Source organism: Brachybacterium sp. SGAir0954 (assembly GCF_005490785.1).
In the GTDB taxonomy this organism is placed as follows: domain Bacteria; phylum Actinomycetota; class Actinomycetes; order Actinomycetales; family Dermabacteraceae; genus Brachybacterium; species Brachybacterium rhamnosum.
The window spans coordinates 3,102,237-3,119,116 of record NZ_CP027295.1; the positions used below are offsets into that span (position 1 = coordinate 3,102,237).

12 protein-coding genes are annotated in these 16,880 nt (G+C 73.2%); 8 read left to right on the forward strand and 4 right to left on the reverse strand.

The features are described from left to right. Positions 1–21: 21 nt before the first annotated feature. The 3 genes from C1N80_RS13945 to C1N80_RS13955 form a co-directional block, all read right to left on the reverse strand. The gene (locus C1N80_RS13945; protein WP_137771326.1) at positions 22–1,500 is read right to left on the reverse strand and encodes an FAD-dependent oxidoreductase; all 1,479 of its coding nucleotides are present in this window, start codon (positions 1,498–1,500) and stop codon (positions 22–24) included. Beyond that, on the reverse strand, positions 1,497–3,698 hold the full coding sequence (locus C1N80_RS13950) for a molybdopterin oxidoreductase family protein (protein ID WP_137771327.1): 2,202 nt from the start codon (positions 3,696–3,698) through the stop codon (positions 1,497–1,499). The genes C1N80_RS13945 and C1N80_RS13950 overlap by 4 nt, the downstream gene beginning before the upstream one ends. 120 nt (positions 3,699–3,818) lie before the next feature. Further along, on the reverse strand, positions 3,819–5,099 hold the full coding sequence (locus tag C1N80_RS13955) for a dicarboxylate/amino acid:cation symporter (protein ID WP_137771328.1): 1,281 nt from the start codon (positions 5,097–5,099) through the stop codon (positions 3,819–3,821). A gap of 125 nt (positions 5,100–5,224) precedes the next feature. Between C1N80_RS13955 and C1N80_RS13960 the strand changes: the two genes are divergently transcribed. The 6 genes from C1N80_RS13960 (at position 5,225) to C1N80_RS13985 (ending at position 11,189) form a co-directional block, all read left to right on the forward strand. Further along, positions 5,225–6,028: an ABC transporter permease gene (locus tag C1N80_RS13960; RefSeq protein ID WP_370297010.1), complete on the forward strand. Its 804-nt coding sequence runs from the start codon at positions 5,225–5,227 to the stop codon at positions 6,026–6,028. Continuing rightward, entirely contained in the window at positions 6,021–6,878 is an 858-nt protein-coding gene (locus C1N80_RS13965; protein ID WP_240811148.1) for an ABC transporter permease, read from the forward strand. Before C1N80_RS13960 ends, C1N80_RS13965 begins: the two co-directional genes overlap by 8 nt. A gap of 2 nt (positions 6,879–6,880) precedes the next feature. Beyond that, a complete protein-coding gene (locus C1N80_RS13970) occupies positions 6,881–7,957 on the forward strand; it encodes an ATP-binding cassette domain-containing protein (protein ID WP_137771330.1) in 1,077 nt (358 codons plus the stop codon). A 61-nt stretch (positions 7,958–8,018) separates the two neighbouring features. Further along, positions 8,019–9,374, forward strand: coding sequence for a hypothetical protein (locus C1N80_RS13975; protein ID WP_137771331.1), 1,356 nt, complete (start codon positions 8,019–8,021; stop codon positions 9,372–9,374). A gap of 65 nt (positions 9,375–9,439) precedes the next feature. Continuing rightward, on the forward strand, positions 9,440–10,525 hold the full coding sequence (locus C1N80_RS13980) for a lipoate--protein ligase family protein (protein WP_137771332.1): 1,086 nt from the start codon (positions 9,440–9,442) through the stop codon (positions 10,523–10,525). Positions 10,526–10,595: 70 nt separating this feature from the next. Further along, complete coding sequence (locus tag C1N80_RS13985; RefSeq protein WP_137771333.1) at positions 10,596–11,189, forward strand: hypothetical protein; 594 nt, start codon at positions 10,596–10,598, stop codon at positions 11,187–11,189. 86 nt (positions 11,190–11,275) lie between these two features. On the opposite strand, the gene C1N80_RS13990 is transcribed toward C1N80_RS13985, so the two are convergent. Continuing rightward, positions 11,276–12,040, reverse strand: a complete 765-nt coding sequence (locus C1N80_RS13990; protein ID WP_137771334.1) for a metallophosphoesterase — start codon at positions 12,038–12,040, stop codon at positions 11,276–11,278. An 800-nt stretch (positions 12,041–12,840) separates the two neighbouring features. Here C1N80_RS13990 and C1N80_RS13995 point away from each other — a divergent pair. Together C1N80_RS13995 and valS are read left to right on the forward strand one after the other, a co-directional pair. Continuing rightward, the gene (locus C1N80_RS13995; RefSeq protein ID WP_137771335.1) at positions 12,841–14,088 is read left to right on the forward strand and encodes a hypothetical protein; all 1,248 of its coding nucleotides are present in this window, start codon (positions 12,841–12,843) and stop codon (positions 14,086–14,088) included. 83 nt (positions 14,089–14,171) lie between these two features. Continuing rightward, entirely contained in the window at positions 14,172–16,838 is a 2,667-nt protein-coding gene (gene valS, locus C1N80_RS14000; RefSeq protein WP_137771336.1) for a valine--tRNA ligase, read from the forward strand. Positions 16,839–16,880: the final 42 nt, after the last annotated feature.

Below are 16,880 nucleotides of genomic sequence, written 5' to 3' on the forward strand. Positions count from 1 at the left end.
CGAGGGCAAGAGGGGCTCCGCTCACACGGGAGCGGGCTCCCGATCGCGGGAGGCGTCCAGCAGCTCCTGGATCCGGGAGCGGCAGGTGCCGCAGCCGGTGCCCGCGCGCGTGGCCCGCGAGACCTCCGCCGTGCTCCCGCAGCCCCCCGCGACCGCCGCGCACACGGTCCCCTTGGTGACGCCGTTGCACTGGCACAGGACGTCGTCCTCCGCCATGTCCGCCGCGGAGGCCGCCGGGGCCGCGGCCCGTGCGGCGAGAGGCCGGGCGAGCAGGTGCACCGGGTCCCGCGGGACCGGCGTCCGCAGGGTGAACGCGGCGCTGAGCTCCGCCGCGGCGTCCTCGTCGCCCACGATCGTCGCCGCGACGAGGCGCCCCTCGTGCACGACCACCTCGGTGAAGCGGCCGCCCGAGGGATCGGCGAGCCGCACGGACCGCGGGGCGTGCAGACCGGGCCCCGGCCGCTCGATGCGGCCCATGGTCACGAGTGCGAGGCCCACCGCCTTGACCCGCACCAGGTCCCCGCCCGTCCCGCGCGGCGGCCCGGGCGCCCGCGACTCCTCCTCCCGCGGCCTCCAGGACTCGACGAGCCGGCGCGCCTGCTCCCAGCCCTGGGCGACGAGCCCGCTCGCCCCCTCGGGCGGCTGGGCGCAGTCGCCGATCGCGAAGACGTCCGGGTCCCCCGGGCACGCGAGGTCCTCCCCCACCAGGACCCCCGCCCCGCACTCGAGGCCCGCCGCCTCGGCGAGCGCCGTCTGCGGCACCGTGCCCGTGCACAGCACGAGGAGGTCCGCGGGCCGCGCCGAGCCGTCGGAGAGGTGCACCGTCTCGAGACGACCCTCCGGCGCGTCGACGCCCGTCGCGCTCGCCGAGGTGACCACCGTGATGCCGAGCGTCTCGAGCGCGCCGTGCACGATCTCCGAGGCGTCGCGGTCCAGCTGCCGCTCCATGAGCCGCTCGCGGTGATGGACGAGGGTCACCCGCGCACCGCGGCCGGCGAGTCCCGTGGCGACCTCGATGCCGAGCACGCCCGCGCCGAGGACGACGACCTCGCCGCCGCCGTCGCAGCGTCGGAGGATCCGCTCCGCGTCGTCGAGGTCCTTCAGCGGGCTCACGCCGTCCACGAGCGGCGACTCCTCCGCGGCGCCCCCGGGCGCGCGCAGCCCGGGGACGTCGGGGATCCGCGCCGCCGAGCCCGTCGCGAGCACCAGACGGTCGTAGGGATGCGCCTCCCCGAGCTCGTCGTGGACCAGGTGCGAGGCCCGGTCGATGCGCACGGCCCGCACGCCGCGCAGCACGCGCGCCCGCTCCGGCCCCACCTGCTCGAGGGCGAGCGCGGCAGGATCCGCCTTCCCGGCGACCACCGAGGAGAGCTGGACCCGGTTGTAGGGGTCGTGGTCCTCCTGGCCGAGCACCGTCAGGCGCGCACCCGGGTCCGCCGCCGCGAGATCCGCGGCGACCCGGGATCCGACCATGCCGTGGCCGATCACGACGATCCTCATACGATGCTCCTCTGCTGGACGGTGACCACATCGGGGACGGGGACGGGCCGGGGCGCGGGGAGCACCTCGAGCGCCGTCACCTTGAAGCCGGGCATGCCGGAGAGCGGATCGGTCGCGCTGCCCGTGAGCAGGTTCGCGCTCCCCTCCCCGGGGTAGTGGAAGGGCATGAAGACGGTGTCCGGCCGGATCTCCTCGGTGACCTCCGCCGGCACCCGCAGCTCGCCGCTGCGGGTGCGCAGCAGCACCTCCTCGCCGTCCTCGATGCCGAGGAGGTCCGCGAGCAGGGGGTGCATCTGGGCGAAGGCCGCGGGCCGCGCGGCGAGCAGGGAGGGCACCCGGCGGGTCTGCGCCCCGGACTGGTACTGCTCGAGCAGGCGCCCCGTGACCAGGTGCAGCGGGGCATCGGCCCGGAGCGGATCGGCCGGGTCCTCGTGGGTCACCGGGAGCAGGCGAGCACGGCCGTCGGCCGTCGGGAAGCCGTCGAGCAGCGCGTGCGGCGTCCCCGGATGGTCCGGGCCGGGGACGGGCCAGTGCATCGACCCCTCGCGGTCCAGCCGCTCATGGCTCAGGCCGGAGTAGTCGGCGCGGCCGCCCGCGGAGGCCCGGGCGAGCTCGTCGAACACGGCGGAGGCCTCGGCCGGGAAGCCGGTCGGCACGCCGAGCCGCGCGGCGAGCTCGCGGAGGATCCACAGCTCGCTGCGCGCCCCGCCCGGGGCCTCCCGCGCCCGGCGGCGGCGGATCACGCGGCCCTCGAGGTTCGTCATCGTGCCCTCCTCCTCCGCCCACTGGGTGACGGGGAGGAGGACGTCGGCCAGCAGCGCCGTCTCGGACGGGACGGTGTCCATGACGACGAGCAGGTCGAGCGCGGCGAGCCGTTCCCGCACCCGGGAGACGTCCGGCGCGGAGACGACGGGGTTCGCCCCGCACACGATCAGCGCGGAGGGGCCGACCGGCCTGCCGAGCATGCCGAGCAGCTCGACGGCGGGGACGCCCGGGCCGGGCAGGGACTCCGGGTCCACGCCCCAGACGGCGGCGACGTGCGCACGGTCCTCCGGGTCGGTGATCTTCCGGTAGCCGGGCAGCTGATCCGCCTTGAGCCCGTGCTCGCGGCCGCCCTGCCCGTTGCCCTGGCCGGTGAGCGGCCCGTAGCCGGAGCCGCGACGGCCCACGAGGCCCAGCAGCAGGGCGAGGTCGATCGCGGCGGTGACGGTCGCGGTGCCCTGGGTGGACTGCTCGACCCCGCGGCCCGTGAGCACGTAGGCGCCGCGGCCGCCGCGGGACGGGGATGCGTCGGCGAGCATCCGCGCGACCTGCCGCAGCCGCCGAGCGGGGACGCCGCACACCGCCTCCGCGCGCTCGGGCCACCAGGCGGCGGCGCTCGCCCGCAGCGCCTCGAGGCCCGTGGTGCGCGCGGCGAGGTACTCGTGGTCCACGAGGTCCTCCGCGAGCACCACGTGGAGGAGGGCCAGCAGCACCACGAGGTCCGTGCCGGGAACTGGGGCGAGGTGCACGCCGGCGCCCTCCGCGGTCAGCGCCGCGGTCGCCGATCCGCGCGGGTCCGTGACGACGAGGCCGCCGCGGGAGCGCACGCCCTCGAGGTGCTGGACGAAGGGCGGCATGGTCGCGGCGAGGTTCGATCCGAGCAGCAGCACGCAGTCCGCGCCGGCGAGGTCCGGGAGCGGGAAGGGCAGCCCGCGGTCCAGACCCAGGGAGCGGTTGGAGGCGGTCGCCGCGGCGGACATGCAGAAGCGGCCGTTGTAGTCGATGAGCCGTGAGCCGAGGACGACCCGCGTGAACTTGCCCAGCGCGTAGGCCTTCTCGTTGGTGAGCCCGCCGCCGCCGAACACGGCGACGGCGTCCGCCCCGCGGCGCTCCCGCTGCTCGCGCAGACGGGCCTCGACGTGGTCGAGGGCCGCGTCCCAGCTCACCTCGCGCAGCACGCCGTCCGCGCCGCGCAGCTGCGGGGCGGTGAGCCGGTCGGGGGCGGTGAGGACCTCCGCGGAGGTCCATCCCTTGCGGCACAGTCCGCCCTGATTCGTGGGGAAGTCACGGCCCTCGACGGTGAGCACGGGGGCGCCGTCGGCTCCGCCCCCGGCGACGGGGGTGAGCGTCTGCGCGCACTGGAGCGCGCAGTAGGGGCAGTGCGTCGCCGTCCCCGACGGGGCGGTGCCCGCGGAGGCGCTCGGAGTGCTCGGCATGGGCCGAGCGTGCGCGGCGGGGCGGGGTGGCGTCGGCCCCGGGTCACCGCCCGGGACGCCGGGTCACGATCCGGTCACGGAGGCCCGGCGATCTCGCCGTCCGGGCCGCCGCCGCTGCGCTCAGACGCCTTGGACGTGCGGGGCCTCGTCGGCCGAGAGGTCTCCCGAGACGCGGCCCCGGGACAGGCGCCCCATGACCGCGGCGATCGCGCCGTCGCCGGTCACGTTCGTCGCGGTGCCGAAGGAGTCGATCGCGATGTAGCTCGCGATCATGAGCCCCACCGCGGCCTCCCCGAAGCCCAGCATCGAGGAGAGGATCCCGGCGGCCGCCATGATCGCCCCTCCGGGCACGCCCGGCGCCGCGATCATGACGACGCCCAGCATGAACACGAACCCGATGAGCACCGGCAGGTTCAGGTCCATGCCGGTGATGATCATGATCGCCACCGAGAAGGTGGTGATCTTCAGGGTGGAGCCGGCGAGGTGGATCGTCGCGCACAGCGGCACGACGAAGTCCGCGATCGCCGCGGGCACGCCGTTGCGCTTCGTGCACTCGAGGGTGACGGGGATCGTCGCCGCGGAGGAGCTCGTGCCGAGCGCGGTCGCGTAGGCGGGCGCCATCCGGGCGAGCATGCGCAGCGGGTTCTGGCCGGTCGCGAGGCCCGCGACGCCGTACTGCGCGAGCAGCACGAGGATCGTCATCGTGAACACGAGCACGATGACCGCGAGGAAGGTGCCGATGACGATCCAGATCTGGCCGTTCATGGTCAGCCCCAGGAACATGCCGAAGATGTAGATCGGCAGCAGCGGGATGAGCGCCGCCTCGATGGTCTTCACGACGATGTCCCGCAGCTGCACGAAGGACTCCTGCAGCGCGCCGGGCCGCACGACCGTCAGCCCGATGCCGAGGCAGAAGCTCAGCACGAGCGCGGTCATGACGTCGAGGACCGGGGGGATCCCGATCTCGAAGTACGGGGCGATCGCGGAGTCCTCGGGGTTGTCGAGGGAGCCGACGCTGACCCCGTCGAGCATGCGCGGTAGCACGAGCAGCGCGACGGTGAGGGCGAAGCCGCCCGCGAGGATCGTGGAGAGGTAGGCGATGCCCGTGGTCGCGGCGAGCATCTTCCCGGCGCCGCGGCCGAGCTCCGCGATCGCCGGGGTCACGAGCCCCACGATGATCAGCGGGATGAGGAAGCCCAGGAAGCTCGAGAAGATCCCGTTGAAGGTCGTGAAGACGCGGGCGATCGCCTCGGGCATCACGAGGCCCAGGAGCACGCCCAGGACGATCGCGAGCAGGATGCGCGGGAGCAGGCCGAACCGGCTGCGGCGGGCAGGGCCGGCGAGGTCGCCGGGGGCGTCGGGCGCGCTGAGGGGTGCGGGCGCGGGGACGGAGGAGGTCATGCGGGGATCCGGTTCCGTGCGGGGGTGGGGACCGGGTCAGGGTAGGCGGGGGCGGGAGCGCGCCGCAGGAGAATCCGCGGATCCGACGGCGACGCCCCTTGTGATCGGCGCCACGCTTGCGTACTATGCCGCGAGTGTCTGCCTACTGGAGTGTCGCCCGCGCCTCCTTCCGGCAGTACTCCACCTACCGCATGGCGACGGCCGCGGGAGTGTTCACCAACTCGGTCTTCGGGCTGATCCGCGCCTCGATCCTGCTCGCCGCGATCCACGCCGCGGGCGGGGAGCTGCGCGGCTACGACGCCCTCCAGGCCGCGACCTATGTGTGGCTCGGGCAGGCCCTGCTCGCCCCCATCGAGGCCTTCGGCACCCGCGAGATCTCCCAGCGTGTGCACCAGGGCGACGTGGCCGTGGACCTCCTGCGCCCCACCCACCTGCTCGGCATGTTCTACGCGCAGAAGCTGGGCCGCGCCGGGTTCCTGCTGCTGGCCCGCGGCATCCCGCCGATGCTCGTCGGCGCCGTGCTCACGGGGCTCGCCCTGCCGAGCGACCCGCTCTCCTACCTCGTGGGCGCCGCCTGCCTGCTGCTCGCGATCACCGTCGCCTTCCTCGGGGACGCGATGATCAACCTCGCCTCCTTCTGGCTCGTCGAGACACGCGGGCTGAGCGTCGTCTACATGGCGGTGATGAACCTGCTCTCCGGCTTCCTCATCCCGATCGCCTGGTTCCCGGACTGGCTCGCCGCGATCGCCCGCGCGACTCCGTTCCCCTCGATGGTGCAGACCCCGATCGACGCGCTCTCCGGCCGGATCCCGCCGATCGAGGCGCTCGCGCTGCTGGGCGAGCAGACGGCCTGGGCGCTCGTGCTCACGGTCGCCGCCGTGCTCATGCTGCGCATCGGCGTGCGCTCCCTGGAGGTGCAGGGTGGCTGATCACGCCCGCAGCACTCCCGCCGCCTCCGCCGCACGCGCGGAGCGGCCGCTCTCCCTGCCCCGCGTCATGGGCCTGCTCTACGCGTCCCGGATCCGCTCGCAGGCCTCGTTCCGCACGAGCTTCGTCGCGGACGTCCTCGGCCAGATGCTCGTGGTGGGCACCGAGTTCCTCGAGCTGTGGGTGATCCTCTCGCAGGTCGGGGTGCTCGGCGGGATGGCCCTCACCCAGGTGGCGGTCGTGTACGGTCTCGGCGCCCTCGCCTTCGGCCTCGCGGACCTCTTCTTCGGGGAGATCGACGGGCTCTCCACCATGGTGCGCTCGGGGAAGCTCGAGACGCTGCTGATCCGGCCGCTGCCCGTCCTGCTGCAGATCTCGAGCATGGACCTCTCCCTGCGGCGCCTGGGCCGGATCCTGGTGGGGCTGTCCACCTACGTGATCGCGCTCGTGGTCGCCGGGTTCTCGCCCACGCCGCTGACCCTGCTGCTCGCCCTCACCGCGCCGCTCGCCGGCGCGGCCGTGTTCGCGGCGCTGCTGACGACGGCGGGGGCGATGCAGTTCTGGCTGGTCGACGGCCGTGAGTTCGCGAACGCCTTCACCTACGGCGGCAACTACGTCGCGACGAACCCGGGCGCCGTGTTCCCGCTGCCGCTGCGGGCCTTCTTCACCTTCGTCGTCCCCGCGACCCTCATCGCCTACGCCCCCACCCTGACCCTGCTGGACCTGCCGGGCCCCGCCCTCATCCCGGCATGGTCGGGATGGCTCGGGGTGCCGGCGGGGATCCTCACCTGGACCCTCGCGTCGCTGCTCTGGCGCGCCGGGGTGCGCCGCTACACCGGAGCCGGAGGCTGACCATGATTACGTCCCCCACCTCGACCACCGACTCCCCCGCCGCGGCCGGCGACGCCCCGGCGGTCGTCCTGGACGCCCTGCGCCGCGACTTCGCCGTGCGCTCCCGTCGCCCCGGCTCCCTGCGCCGTGAGCGGCGCACCGTGCGCGCCGTGGACGACCTCACCCTCACCGTGCGGCGCGGGGAGGCCGTCGGCTTCGTCGGCGCGAACGGCGCGGGCAAGTCGACGACGATCAAGATGATGACCGGCATCCTGCGCCCCACCTCCGGGAGCGTGAGCGTGCTGGGCCGCGAGCCGGTCCCCGAGCGGCGGCACCTGGCGCGGGAGATCGGCGTCGTCTTCGGCCAGCGCTCGCAGCTGTGGTGGGACCTGCCGCTGCGCGAGTCCTACCGGATCCTCGCCGCGATGCACCGCCTGACCGACTCGGCGCGGGAGCGGCGGCTCGAGCGGCTCGTGGAGGGCCTGGGCCTCGAGGAGTTCCTGGACCGGCCCGTGCGCCAGCTGTCGCTGGGCCAGCGGATGCGCGGCGAGGTCGCCGCCGCGCTGCTGCACTCCCCCGCCCTCGTCGTGCTCGACGAGCCGACGATCGGGCTGGACATGGTCTCCAAGGAGGGACTGCGCCGCTTCTTGCAGGAGGACCGCGCCGAGCGCGGCACCACGCTCTTCCTCACGACCCACGACATGGGCGACGTGGAGCGGCTGTGCGAGCGGATCGCGGTCGTCAACCACGGCAGCGTCGCCTTCGACGGCACGATCACCGCGTTCCGCGAGCACCTCGACTCCCCGCGCGAGCTGATCGTGGACCTCGCCGAGCCGAGGGAGACCCTGGCCCTGCCCGCCGGGGCCGCGACCGACGCCGTCGAGGCCGAGGGGATCCGCCACCGCATCCGCTTCTCGGGCACGGCGCTGACCGTGCCCGCGCTGCTCGAGGCGATCGGTGCGCAGGCGAGCATCCGGGACCTCGCCCTCACCGAGCCCGCGATCGAGGACCTCGTGCGGCAGGTGTACGCGCGGGGGAAGGAACCCGCCCGCGGGGCGGGGCCAGGGGACGAGCCCGACCAGGGGCCGGACCGGGCATAGGGGACACCCCGGGTGGTGGGATGATGGACGACTCCCCGCCCGCGCCCCCTGAAGGAGGACCATGGCCCGCTCCTATGCGACCGTCGGCCAGATGACGACCTATGCCGTGGACAAGGCCGTCTCCTCCCCGGACCTCGCCTCCCACCGCGACCACACCGCCCATGTGGAGCTCATGCTGAGCCACATGCTCGAGTTCGTGCTCATGGCGCCGCGCAGCCGGGAGGCGTTCCTGCGCACGATCGCGCGCAGCGAGCGGGAGACCGGCGCGATCGTCGCGGACCCCCGCCCCCGCCGCTCCTCCCCCGACCTGGTCGCGGACCTCCTGCCCGAGGACGGCGCCGCGGAGGACGCGGCCCGCCTCGGCGTCGCCGTGCGCGTGCAGTCGCCGCTGAGCACCGCGCGCCTCGTGCGCATCGCCGCCGCGCTGGGCCCGGACCCGCAGGACGCGATCGTCAGCATCGTGCGCAGCCACGACGCTGACGCCCAGCGCCGCACCGCCGCGGAGGCCACCGCCCAGCTCGAGGCGACCACCCCCGCGGTGCCCGCGATCGTGGTCTCCACCTGGAGCCGCATCGGGAAGAAGCTCGCGAAGGCCGATCCCGGCCACAAGGACCTCTGGGAGACGATCGGCGAGATCGGGGAGAACGCCGGCTCGCCCGTGGTCCAGTACCCGCTCGACGCCCGCGCCCTGCTCACCTCCCCGCGGGTCGCGGAGGAGCTCCACGGCCACCTCGAGCTGCTGCGCCGCGCGAGCCGCGAGCTGCTGAACACCTCGCCGCGCTTCTCCACCCGTCGCGGTCAGGTGGGCGCGCACCTGCAGGCCGGCGTGGCCCGCGCCCGTGCGGGGCTCGAGCTGGGCGAGGCGGATCGCGGCACCCTCGTGCACGCCCGGCGCGGCACGCAGACCCCGATCCCGCTCGGCATCGGCTCCCTCGAGGACCCTGCGGAGACCGCGCAGGCCGACGAGCGGCTCGACGCGCTCGCCCGCGACGCCGCCGCCTGGCGGGCCGATCCGTCCCTGCTCCCGGACCCCCCGGAGCTGATCGGCACGGCCGTCTCCCCCGAGGCGGAGGGTGCCCGCCTGCTGCTGTGGGCCCTGTTCCATCCGACCCTGCTCGCCGAGCGCGGCTTCGCCCTGGCACCTGCGCGCCGCCAGCCGGCGCTCACCTCGACGACCCTCGCCCTGCGGCTCGTCGAGGCCGACGGCGACCCGGAGGTGCTGTACCGGATCTCGGTGGGCGGCGCCGCGCCGTGGACCTCCCTCGTGCCGCGCGTGACCCGCGAGGCGACCGCGGAGCTGGCCCCCGAGTCCTATGCGGTCGCGCCCGGGAAGGGCCAGTCCACCTCCGACTTCGTGTGGGAGGTGCACCGGGCGCTGCGCTCGCTGACGATCCCCCTGCGGGACCTGCGCGGCTGAGGGTCCGCGCGGCCGTCGGCGATCTCACGCCGCCACCTGCCGCCCCGGTGCGCCAGGATGGTGCCATGACGGAGAGCGCAGGGGCCGCGGTGCGGCACGGGGAGTACAAGGTCCGCGGCGGGAAGCTCGTCTCGGTGGACCTCACCATCGACGAGGGCAGGATCGCCTCCGCGCACGTGTTCGGCGACTTCTTCCTCGAGCCGGACCATGCGCTCGAGGAGATCGGCGCGGCGCTCGTGGGCCTGCCCTCGGACGTCTCCTCCCCCGCGGCGACCGCCGCGATCACCACCCGCCTCGAGGCGCTGCCCGGCGGCGTGCAGATGATCGGCTTCGACGCGGAGGCGGTCGCGATCGCGGCGCGCCGGGCCCTGGGCCAGGCGAGCTCCTGGGACGACCTCACCTTCGACGTCATCGGCCCGCAGGTGCTGCCGCCCGCGATGCACGTCGCCCTCGACGAGGTGCTCCCCCACGAGGTCGCCGCGGGCCGCCGGCCGCCCCTGTTCCGGATCTGGGACTGGGACGAGCCGTGCGTGGTGATCGGCTCCTACCAGTCGCTGCGCAACGAGATCGACGCGGAGGGCGCCGCCCGCCACGGCATCGACGTGGTGCGGCGCATCACCGGCGGCGGCGCGATGTTCATGGAGCACGGCAACTGCATCACCTACTCGCTCGTGGTCCCCACCTCGCTCGTCGAGGGCCTCAGCTTCGAGCAGGCCTACGCCTACCTCGACGACTGGGTCATGGCGGCGCTCGCGGAGATCGGCGTGCAGGCCCGCTACGTCCCGCTCAACGACATCGCCTCGGAGCAGGGAAAGATCGGCGGCGCCGCCCAGCGCCGCTTCGCGGGAGGGGTGCTGCTGCACCACGTGACCATGAGCTACGACATCGACGCGCAGAAGATGGGCGAGGTGCTGCGGATCGGTCGGGAGAAGCTCTCCGACAAGGGCACGAAGAGCGCGAACAAGCGCGTGGACCCGATCCGTTCGCAGACGGGCCTGCCGCGCGACGAGATCATCGCCGGCTTCCTGGACGTCTTCCGCTCCCGCTACGCGACCACGGACTCCGCGTACACCGAGGCGGAGCTCGAGACGGCCCGCGAGCTGGTGCGCACCAAGTTCGGGACCGAGCAGTGGACCGCGCGCATCCCCTGAGGTGCGGGCAGCCGCACCGGGCCACCACGCACCCCGCTCGGGGTGTGCTCGACCGACAGGAGAGGTGCACGTGAGCACTCGGCGGTTCCTCCCGCGCGGGTCCCGCACCTACGAGCTGAGCCGCTGTCTCTCGCCCGACTCCTTCGCGGGTCTGACCGTCCCTGCCTCGACGCACGCCTCACCCGGCGATGCCTACGGGGACCTGGCACCGGGCGACCTCGCCGAGAACGGCGCGCACCTCTACCTCCGCCATCTCGACGGGGCGCTGTGCGCCCTGCGGGAGGCGGGCCTCATCGCGGAGGACGCGCGGAACTGCGTACGGGGCGGCGCCGATGTCCTCCTCAACCCGCAGAGCTTGTCCACCCCTGCCGGGGTCGCGTGCTGGCCCTGCGACTCGTCGTTCTGGCTCCGCCACGCCGACGCCGCCGCTCTCGCCCGGACCGCGCCCGAGCCGCTCGACGAGGACCTCCCCGCGACGTTCGCGCTGTTCATGGGACCCGACGGCGAAGCGGTCGTGATGGCGACCGGCGCGCTGTCCTGGGGTCCGACGCTCCGCGTGCTCGACCACGACGGCACCACCGTGCCGGCCGCCGCCGTGCCGCTGAGCCCGAGCTTCCCCACCCCGGGCGAGGGGGCGGAGGCGCTGCACGTCGTCGGCGACTGAGCTCCGCCGGCGTCCCGTGGGCACCCGACCGGTGAGACCCCGGAGGGGTCGCCGGCGACAGCGCAGGACGAGCGGGCTCGCGAGGATCAGGCGGCCGTGAGCCCGAGCGCCGCGTGCCGCCCGCGGTAGATCCCCGTGCGCAGCTCGATCTCCCAGGCCTCCGCGGCGGGCATGCCCCACTCGTGGGCGACGGCGATCTCGGCCTCCACGTCGTAGGGGACGCGCACGAACTGCACGCCGAACGGTGCGGCCCCGTCGGCCCCGTCGTCCCCCTCGAGGATCACGTACGAGGGGACGGGGCCGTCGAGCGGGTTGCCGACGCTGCCGACGTTGACGAGCGTCCGCTCCCCCTGCACCTCGAGGAAGGCGTCGTGGATGTCGCCGTAGACGAGCACGTCCGCCGACGGGCCGTCCCCGGTGAACGGCGTCGGCTCGAACATCATCGCGAAGGTCTGCGGGTCCGGGTCGCGGTGCACCCGGGTGAACTCGTCGATCGGCGAGGCGTGCACGAGCCGCACGATCCGGCCCGAGAGCCGCAGATCGAGGCTGCCCGGGAGGCCCAGCAGCCAGTCGCGCCGCTCCGCGCCGAGCTCGCCGTGCCACCACGCGGGCCCCTCCCCCTCCGGCGCCTCGGGGCTCGCGACGAACACCTCCCAGTTCCCACGCACCGTCGCCTCGCAGCGCTCCCGGGTGAGGTCCGTGCAGGCCGCGCCGCGCGGGCCCTTCCCCACGACGTCGCCGAGGTTGATCACGCGGGTGATGCCGCGGGAGGCGATGTCAGCGAGGACCACCTCGTAGGCGGTGAGGTTGCCGTGCACGTCGGAGACCAGGGCGATGCGGGTGAGGGCCATGCGCCCACGGTACGGCGGGGCGACAGACGTGGGCAGGGCGTCAGCTCGAGGTGTGGGGACCGGTGTCACCGACGGGTGGCGACCCGTGCACCGATCGTTGCCATGGGCCCGTCGAACCGGTCGAGGTCGAACACGAATCCTTCCGTGTTGCAGTACTCGATGGCCTCGTCGACGTACCTCGGATCGTCCAAGTCGAAGCAAGCGATCTCGAGCGCGCGGAAGGCCCAGGAACGTCTCTTCCCGCCCTCGCTGCGCCCTCCCCGGCAGCAGGCGGCTCGCCGTGGAGAAGCGCTCTCCACATCGCGTCGAAGGAGTCGTAGTGGAGGAGCCAGGGGACGAGCTGGGTCGTCAGATCCTCGAGGAGGGCGGTTCGATCGTCGGCGTCACGGATCAGGTACGCGTCGTCGCGGCTCATGATCTCGGGATGCGTGCGGATGATGCTCTCCCGGAACCGTGGCCCCGGGGGCGAGGCGACGAGCTCGACGTGGACTGTGCCGCTGATCTTGGCGAAAGGGCCCTGCGCAGGAGTGCCTGCTCTGAGGGAGAGCCGGCTCTGGAGCTCCGGGCGATCACGGCGCCAGGTGACGGGCCCCGCCTTCGCGAAGCCCCGGGACCGCATGAACGGCGCGATCTCGCGGGCGACCAGCTTCAGGTCTGAGTCCGTCTGCGCGGCCGCTTCGCGTTCGCGCCGCGTCATCTCCGTACGCATTCCCGTCTCTCCCTCCGTCTCCTCCAGCCCGAGCCCCCGTGGGCGGGGCCCCTTCGGCGCTCTGATGGGCGTGTTCGCCTAGTATCCGTTGGTGCTCGCTCTCATCCGCCTTCCGCAAGCTGATGTGCTCCGGCTCCTCGCCGAGGATCCGACCGCATCGGTGTCGCCGGGCTCAGAGCGCGGGTGGACGGCGGCAGTCGTAGAGGACGAGGACGCCCTTCCCTCGAACCTCCCATCGATCCTCCTCGATCTGGACGTCGAGGTCACGCTGGTCGTCAGGACAGACTCACGATCAACCGCGCTGAGATGGGTCCCGGCGTCAGAGATTCCTCGCGCGGACGAATTGACCGTGCCACTGACGATCGTCGATGCACTCACCGATGTGTTGGAGCTGAGCCCCGACCATCGGGACGTGCTCATCTCCCGGATCGCGGCTCGCCCCGACCCCGACGACCTCGCACAGGATCTGGGATCCGCGGTCGGTCTCCCGGACATCGACCCGCCGCAGCCCCGCACGGCCGTCGTCCTGGCGCGGATCCCCGAGAAGCGGATGCGTGCAGCGGGGTCCTTGGTCACGGCGACTCTCGTCCCCGTGGAGCTCTCCGCCCTCGACGACGGTTGGTCCCTTCTGCAGCCCACCACCGACGCCGAGACATCCGACGAGCTCGCGATCATTGTCGGGACGGCGCTCCAAGCAGGAAACCTCGGACACCGCAGGCGGCGGGTGCTCCTCCTGTGGCGCGGTGAGGGAGCAACCAGCGGCGCCATGGTCTTCCATCGATCTCGCATGCTCGCCTCGATGGTCTGGAGCTCGTCGTGGACCGAGCCTGCCCTGAGCGGGTGGGAGGTTCGGGACGAGATCACCGAGGAGTTCGCGCGGTTGAGTCGGGACCGCCCCGTCGATTCGGCGCGGCTCCGCGCCCTGTTCCGTTCGGACGACGTACCCGGCGATCCGCTCACGACACTCGTGGACGTCCTCGGGGTGCCTCCTGAGGCGATCGCTGCGCTGGACCGGACGCCTTCGGCGCCGGCCCGAGAGACGCCCGCCCCCGTTGGGTTCTGGAGGTACCTCTGGGCACTTCTCAACGGTGCCGACTCGTCGGAGAGGATCCCGCGTTCATGGGCGATCGGGTTCGGGGCGCTGGCCCTGGTCGTCACCGGCGTCTTCGCCGTCATGCTCGCGCTCGGGATCGCCGTCCTCGCCACTGACGGGACCGTCGTCGACGAACACGGCTCCACGATCGAGGATCGGGTGGCGACCGCTGTCTTCGCGGTGGCGACCCTGGTGCATCTCATGATGAGCATCAGGTTCTTCCGCCTCGGGCGCCGGGATCGCTGACCCGGCCCGGGCGTGGCGCACCTGACGCTCCAGGGAGCGGGATCGACGTTGCGTGCGGGCGCGGGCCTGGAACAATGGCCCCCATGACCGATACCGCACCACGCCAGCCCGCCGCCATCCCCGATCGGCCCTCCCTCGAGGGGCTCGAGGAGAAGTGGGACGGCGTATGGAGCGAGCAGAAGCTCTACGCGTTCGATCCGGAGACCACCCGCGACCAGGTGTTCAGCGTCGACACCCCGCCGCCCACGGCCTCGGGCTCCCTGCACGTGGGCCACGTGTTCGGCTACTCGCAGGCGGACATGATCGTGCGCTACCAGCGCATGCGCGGGAAGAACATCTTCTACCCGCTGGGCTGGGACGACAACGGCCTGCCCACCGAGCGCCGCGTGCAGAACTACTACGGGGTGCGCTGCGACCCGTCGCTGCCCTACGACCCGGACTTCACGCCCCCGCAGGAGGGCGGCGACAACAAGTCCGCGAAGGCCGCGAACCAGCTGCCGATCTCCCGCCGCAACTTCATCGAGCTGTGCGAGCGCCTCACCGAGATCGACGAGAAGTCCTTCGAGGACGTCTTCCGCACCCTGGGCCTCTCGGTGGACTGGAAGCACGGCTACCAGACCATCAACGCCCACTCCCGCGCCACGAGCCAGCGCGCGTTCCTCGAGAACCTCGCCGCCGGCCAGGCCTACCAGTCCGAGGCCCCCACCATGTGGGACGTCACCTACCGCACCGCCGTCGCCCAGGCGGAGCAGGAGGACCGCGACCGCGACGGCGCGTACCACCGCCTCGGCTTCACCCGCACGGACGGCTCCGGCGAGAAGGTCGTCATCGCGACCACCCGCCCCGAGCTGCTGCCCGCGTGCGTGGCCCTCGTCGCCCACCCCGACGACGAGCGCTACCAGGGCCTGTTCGGCTCGACCGTCACCTCGCCGCTGTTCGGCGTCGAGGTGCCCGTGCTCGCCCATCCCCTCGCCCAGCCCGACAAGGGCGCCGGCATCGCGATGATCTGCACCTTCGGCGACGCGAACGACGTCACCTGGTGGCGCGAGCTCGAGCTGCCCACCCGTTCGGTGATCGGCCGCGACGGCCGCTTCCTCCAGGAGACGCCGTGGATCACCTCCCCCGAGGGGCAGGCGAACTACGCCGAGCTCGCGGGTCTCACCGTGTTCAGCGCGCAGAAGCGCGTGGTGGAGCTGGCGACGGAGTCCGGCGACCTCACCGGCGAGATCGAGAAGATCTCCCACCCGGTGAAGTTCTACGAGAACGGCGACAAGCCGCTCGAGTACGTGACCTCCCGCCAGTGGTACCTCACCAACGGCGGCCGCGACGGCTCCGAGGGCGGCCTGCGCGACGAGCTCATCGCCCGCGGCCGCGAGCTGACCTGGCACCCGGCGCACATGGAGTCCCGCTACCGCAACTGGGTCGAGGGCCTCGCCGGCGACTGGCTGATCTCCCGGCAGCGCTTCTTCGGCGTCCCCTTCCCCGTCTGGTACGGCGTGGGCGCGGACGGCGAGACCGACTACGACACGGTGCTCACCCCGTCCGTCGACCGCCTCCCGATCGACCCCACGATCGACGTGCCCGAGGGCTTCACCGAGGAGCAGCGCGGCCAGGCAGGCGGCTTCGTCGCGGACCCCGACATCCTCGACACCTGGGCGACCTCCTCGCTCACCCCGCAGCTCGCGGGCGGCTGGAACTCCGATCCGGAGCTGTTCTCCAAGGTGTACCCGATGGACCTGCGCCCCCAGGGCCACGACATCATCCGCACCTGGCTGTTCTCCACGATCGTGCGCTCGCACCTGCAGCAGGACGCCCTGCCGTGGAAGCACGCCTCGATCAACGGCTGGATCCTCGATCCCGACCGCAAGAAGATGTCGAAGTCCAAGGGCAACGTCGTCACCCCGATCGGTCTGCTCGAGCAGCACGGCTCCGACGGCGTGCGCTACTGGGCCGGCCGTGCCCGTCAGGGCGTGGACACCGCGTTCGACGAGGGCCAGATGAAGATCGGTCGCCGTCTCGCGATCAAGATCCTCAACGCCTCGAAGTTCGCGCTCGGCTTCGGCGAGGCCCCCGCGGACCCCTCGGGCGCCCTCGCGGCCGACCCGGCCGCGGTCACCGATCCGCTGGACCGGGCGCTGCTGGCGAACCTCGCCGAGGTCGTCGAGCAGTCCACCACCGCCTTCGAGGACATGGACTACGCGCGGGTGCTCGAGCTCGTGGAGCCGTTCTTCTGGGCGTTCTGCGACGACTACATCGAGCTGGTCAAGGAGCGTGCCCACGGCAACGCCCCCTCCGGCCAGGCCGGTGCCGACTCGGCGCGCGCGGCGCTCGCGATCGCGCTCGAGGTGCAGCTGCGCCTGTTCGCGCCCGTGATCGTCTTCGCGACCGAGGAGGTGTGGTCGTGGTGGCGCGGCGGCAGCGTGCACACGCAGCCCTGGCCCGTCGCCGAGCCGCTGCGCGCCGCCGCCCAGGGACAGGACGCCGCACTGCTGGACACCGTGGCCCAGGCCGCGATCGTCGTGCGCCGCCTGAAGTCCGACGCGAAGGTCTCCCAGAAGACGCCCGTGCTCTCGGTGACCCTCCGCGCCCCGGAGGCCGCCGCCGGCCACCTCGAGGCCGCCCGCGGCGACCTCATGGCGCTGGGCCGCATCGAGGCGCTCGAGATCGCCGGCGGCGAGGTCGACGCGATCAGCACCGAGGACGCCGAGCTGGGCGAGCCGCCGGTGAAGCAGCCCCGCAACAAGGGCTGATCAGGGCCAGCACCTCTGAGCGTCCCGACGGCGCCTCCTGTC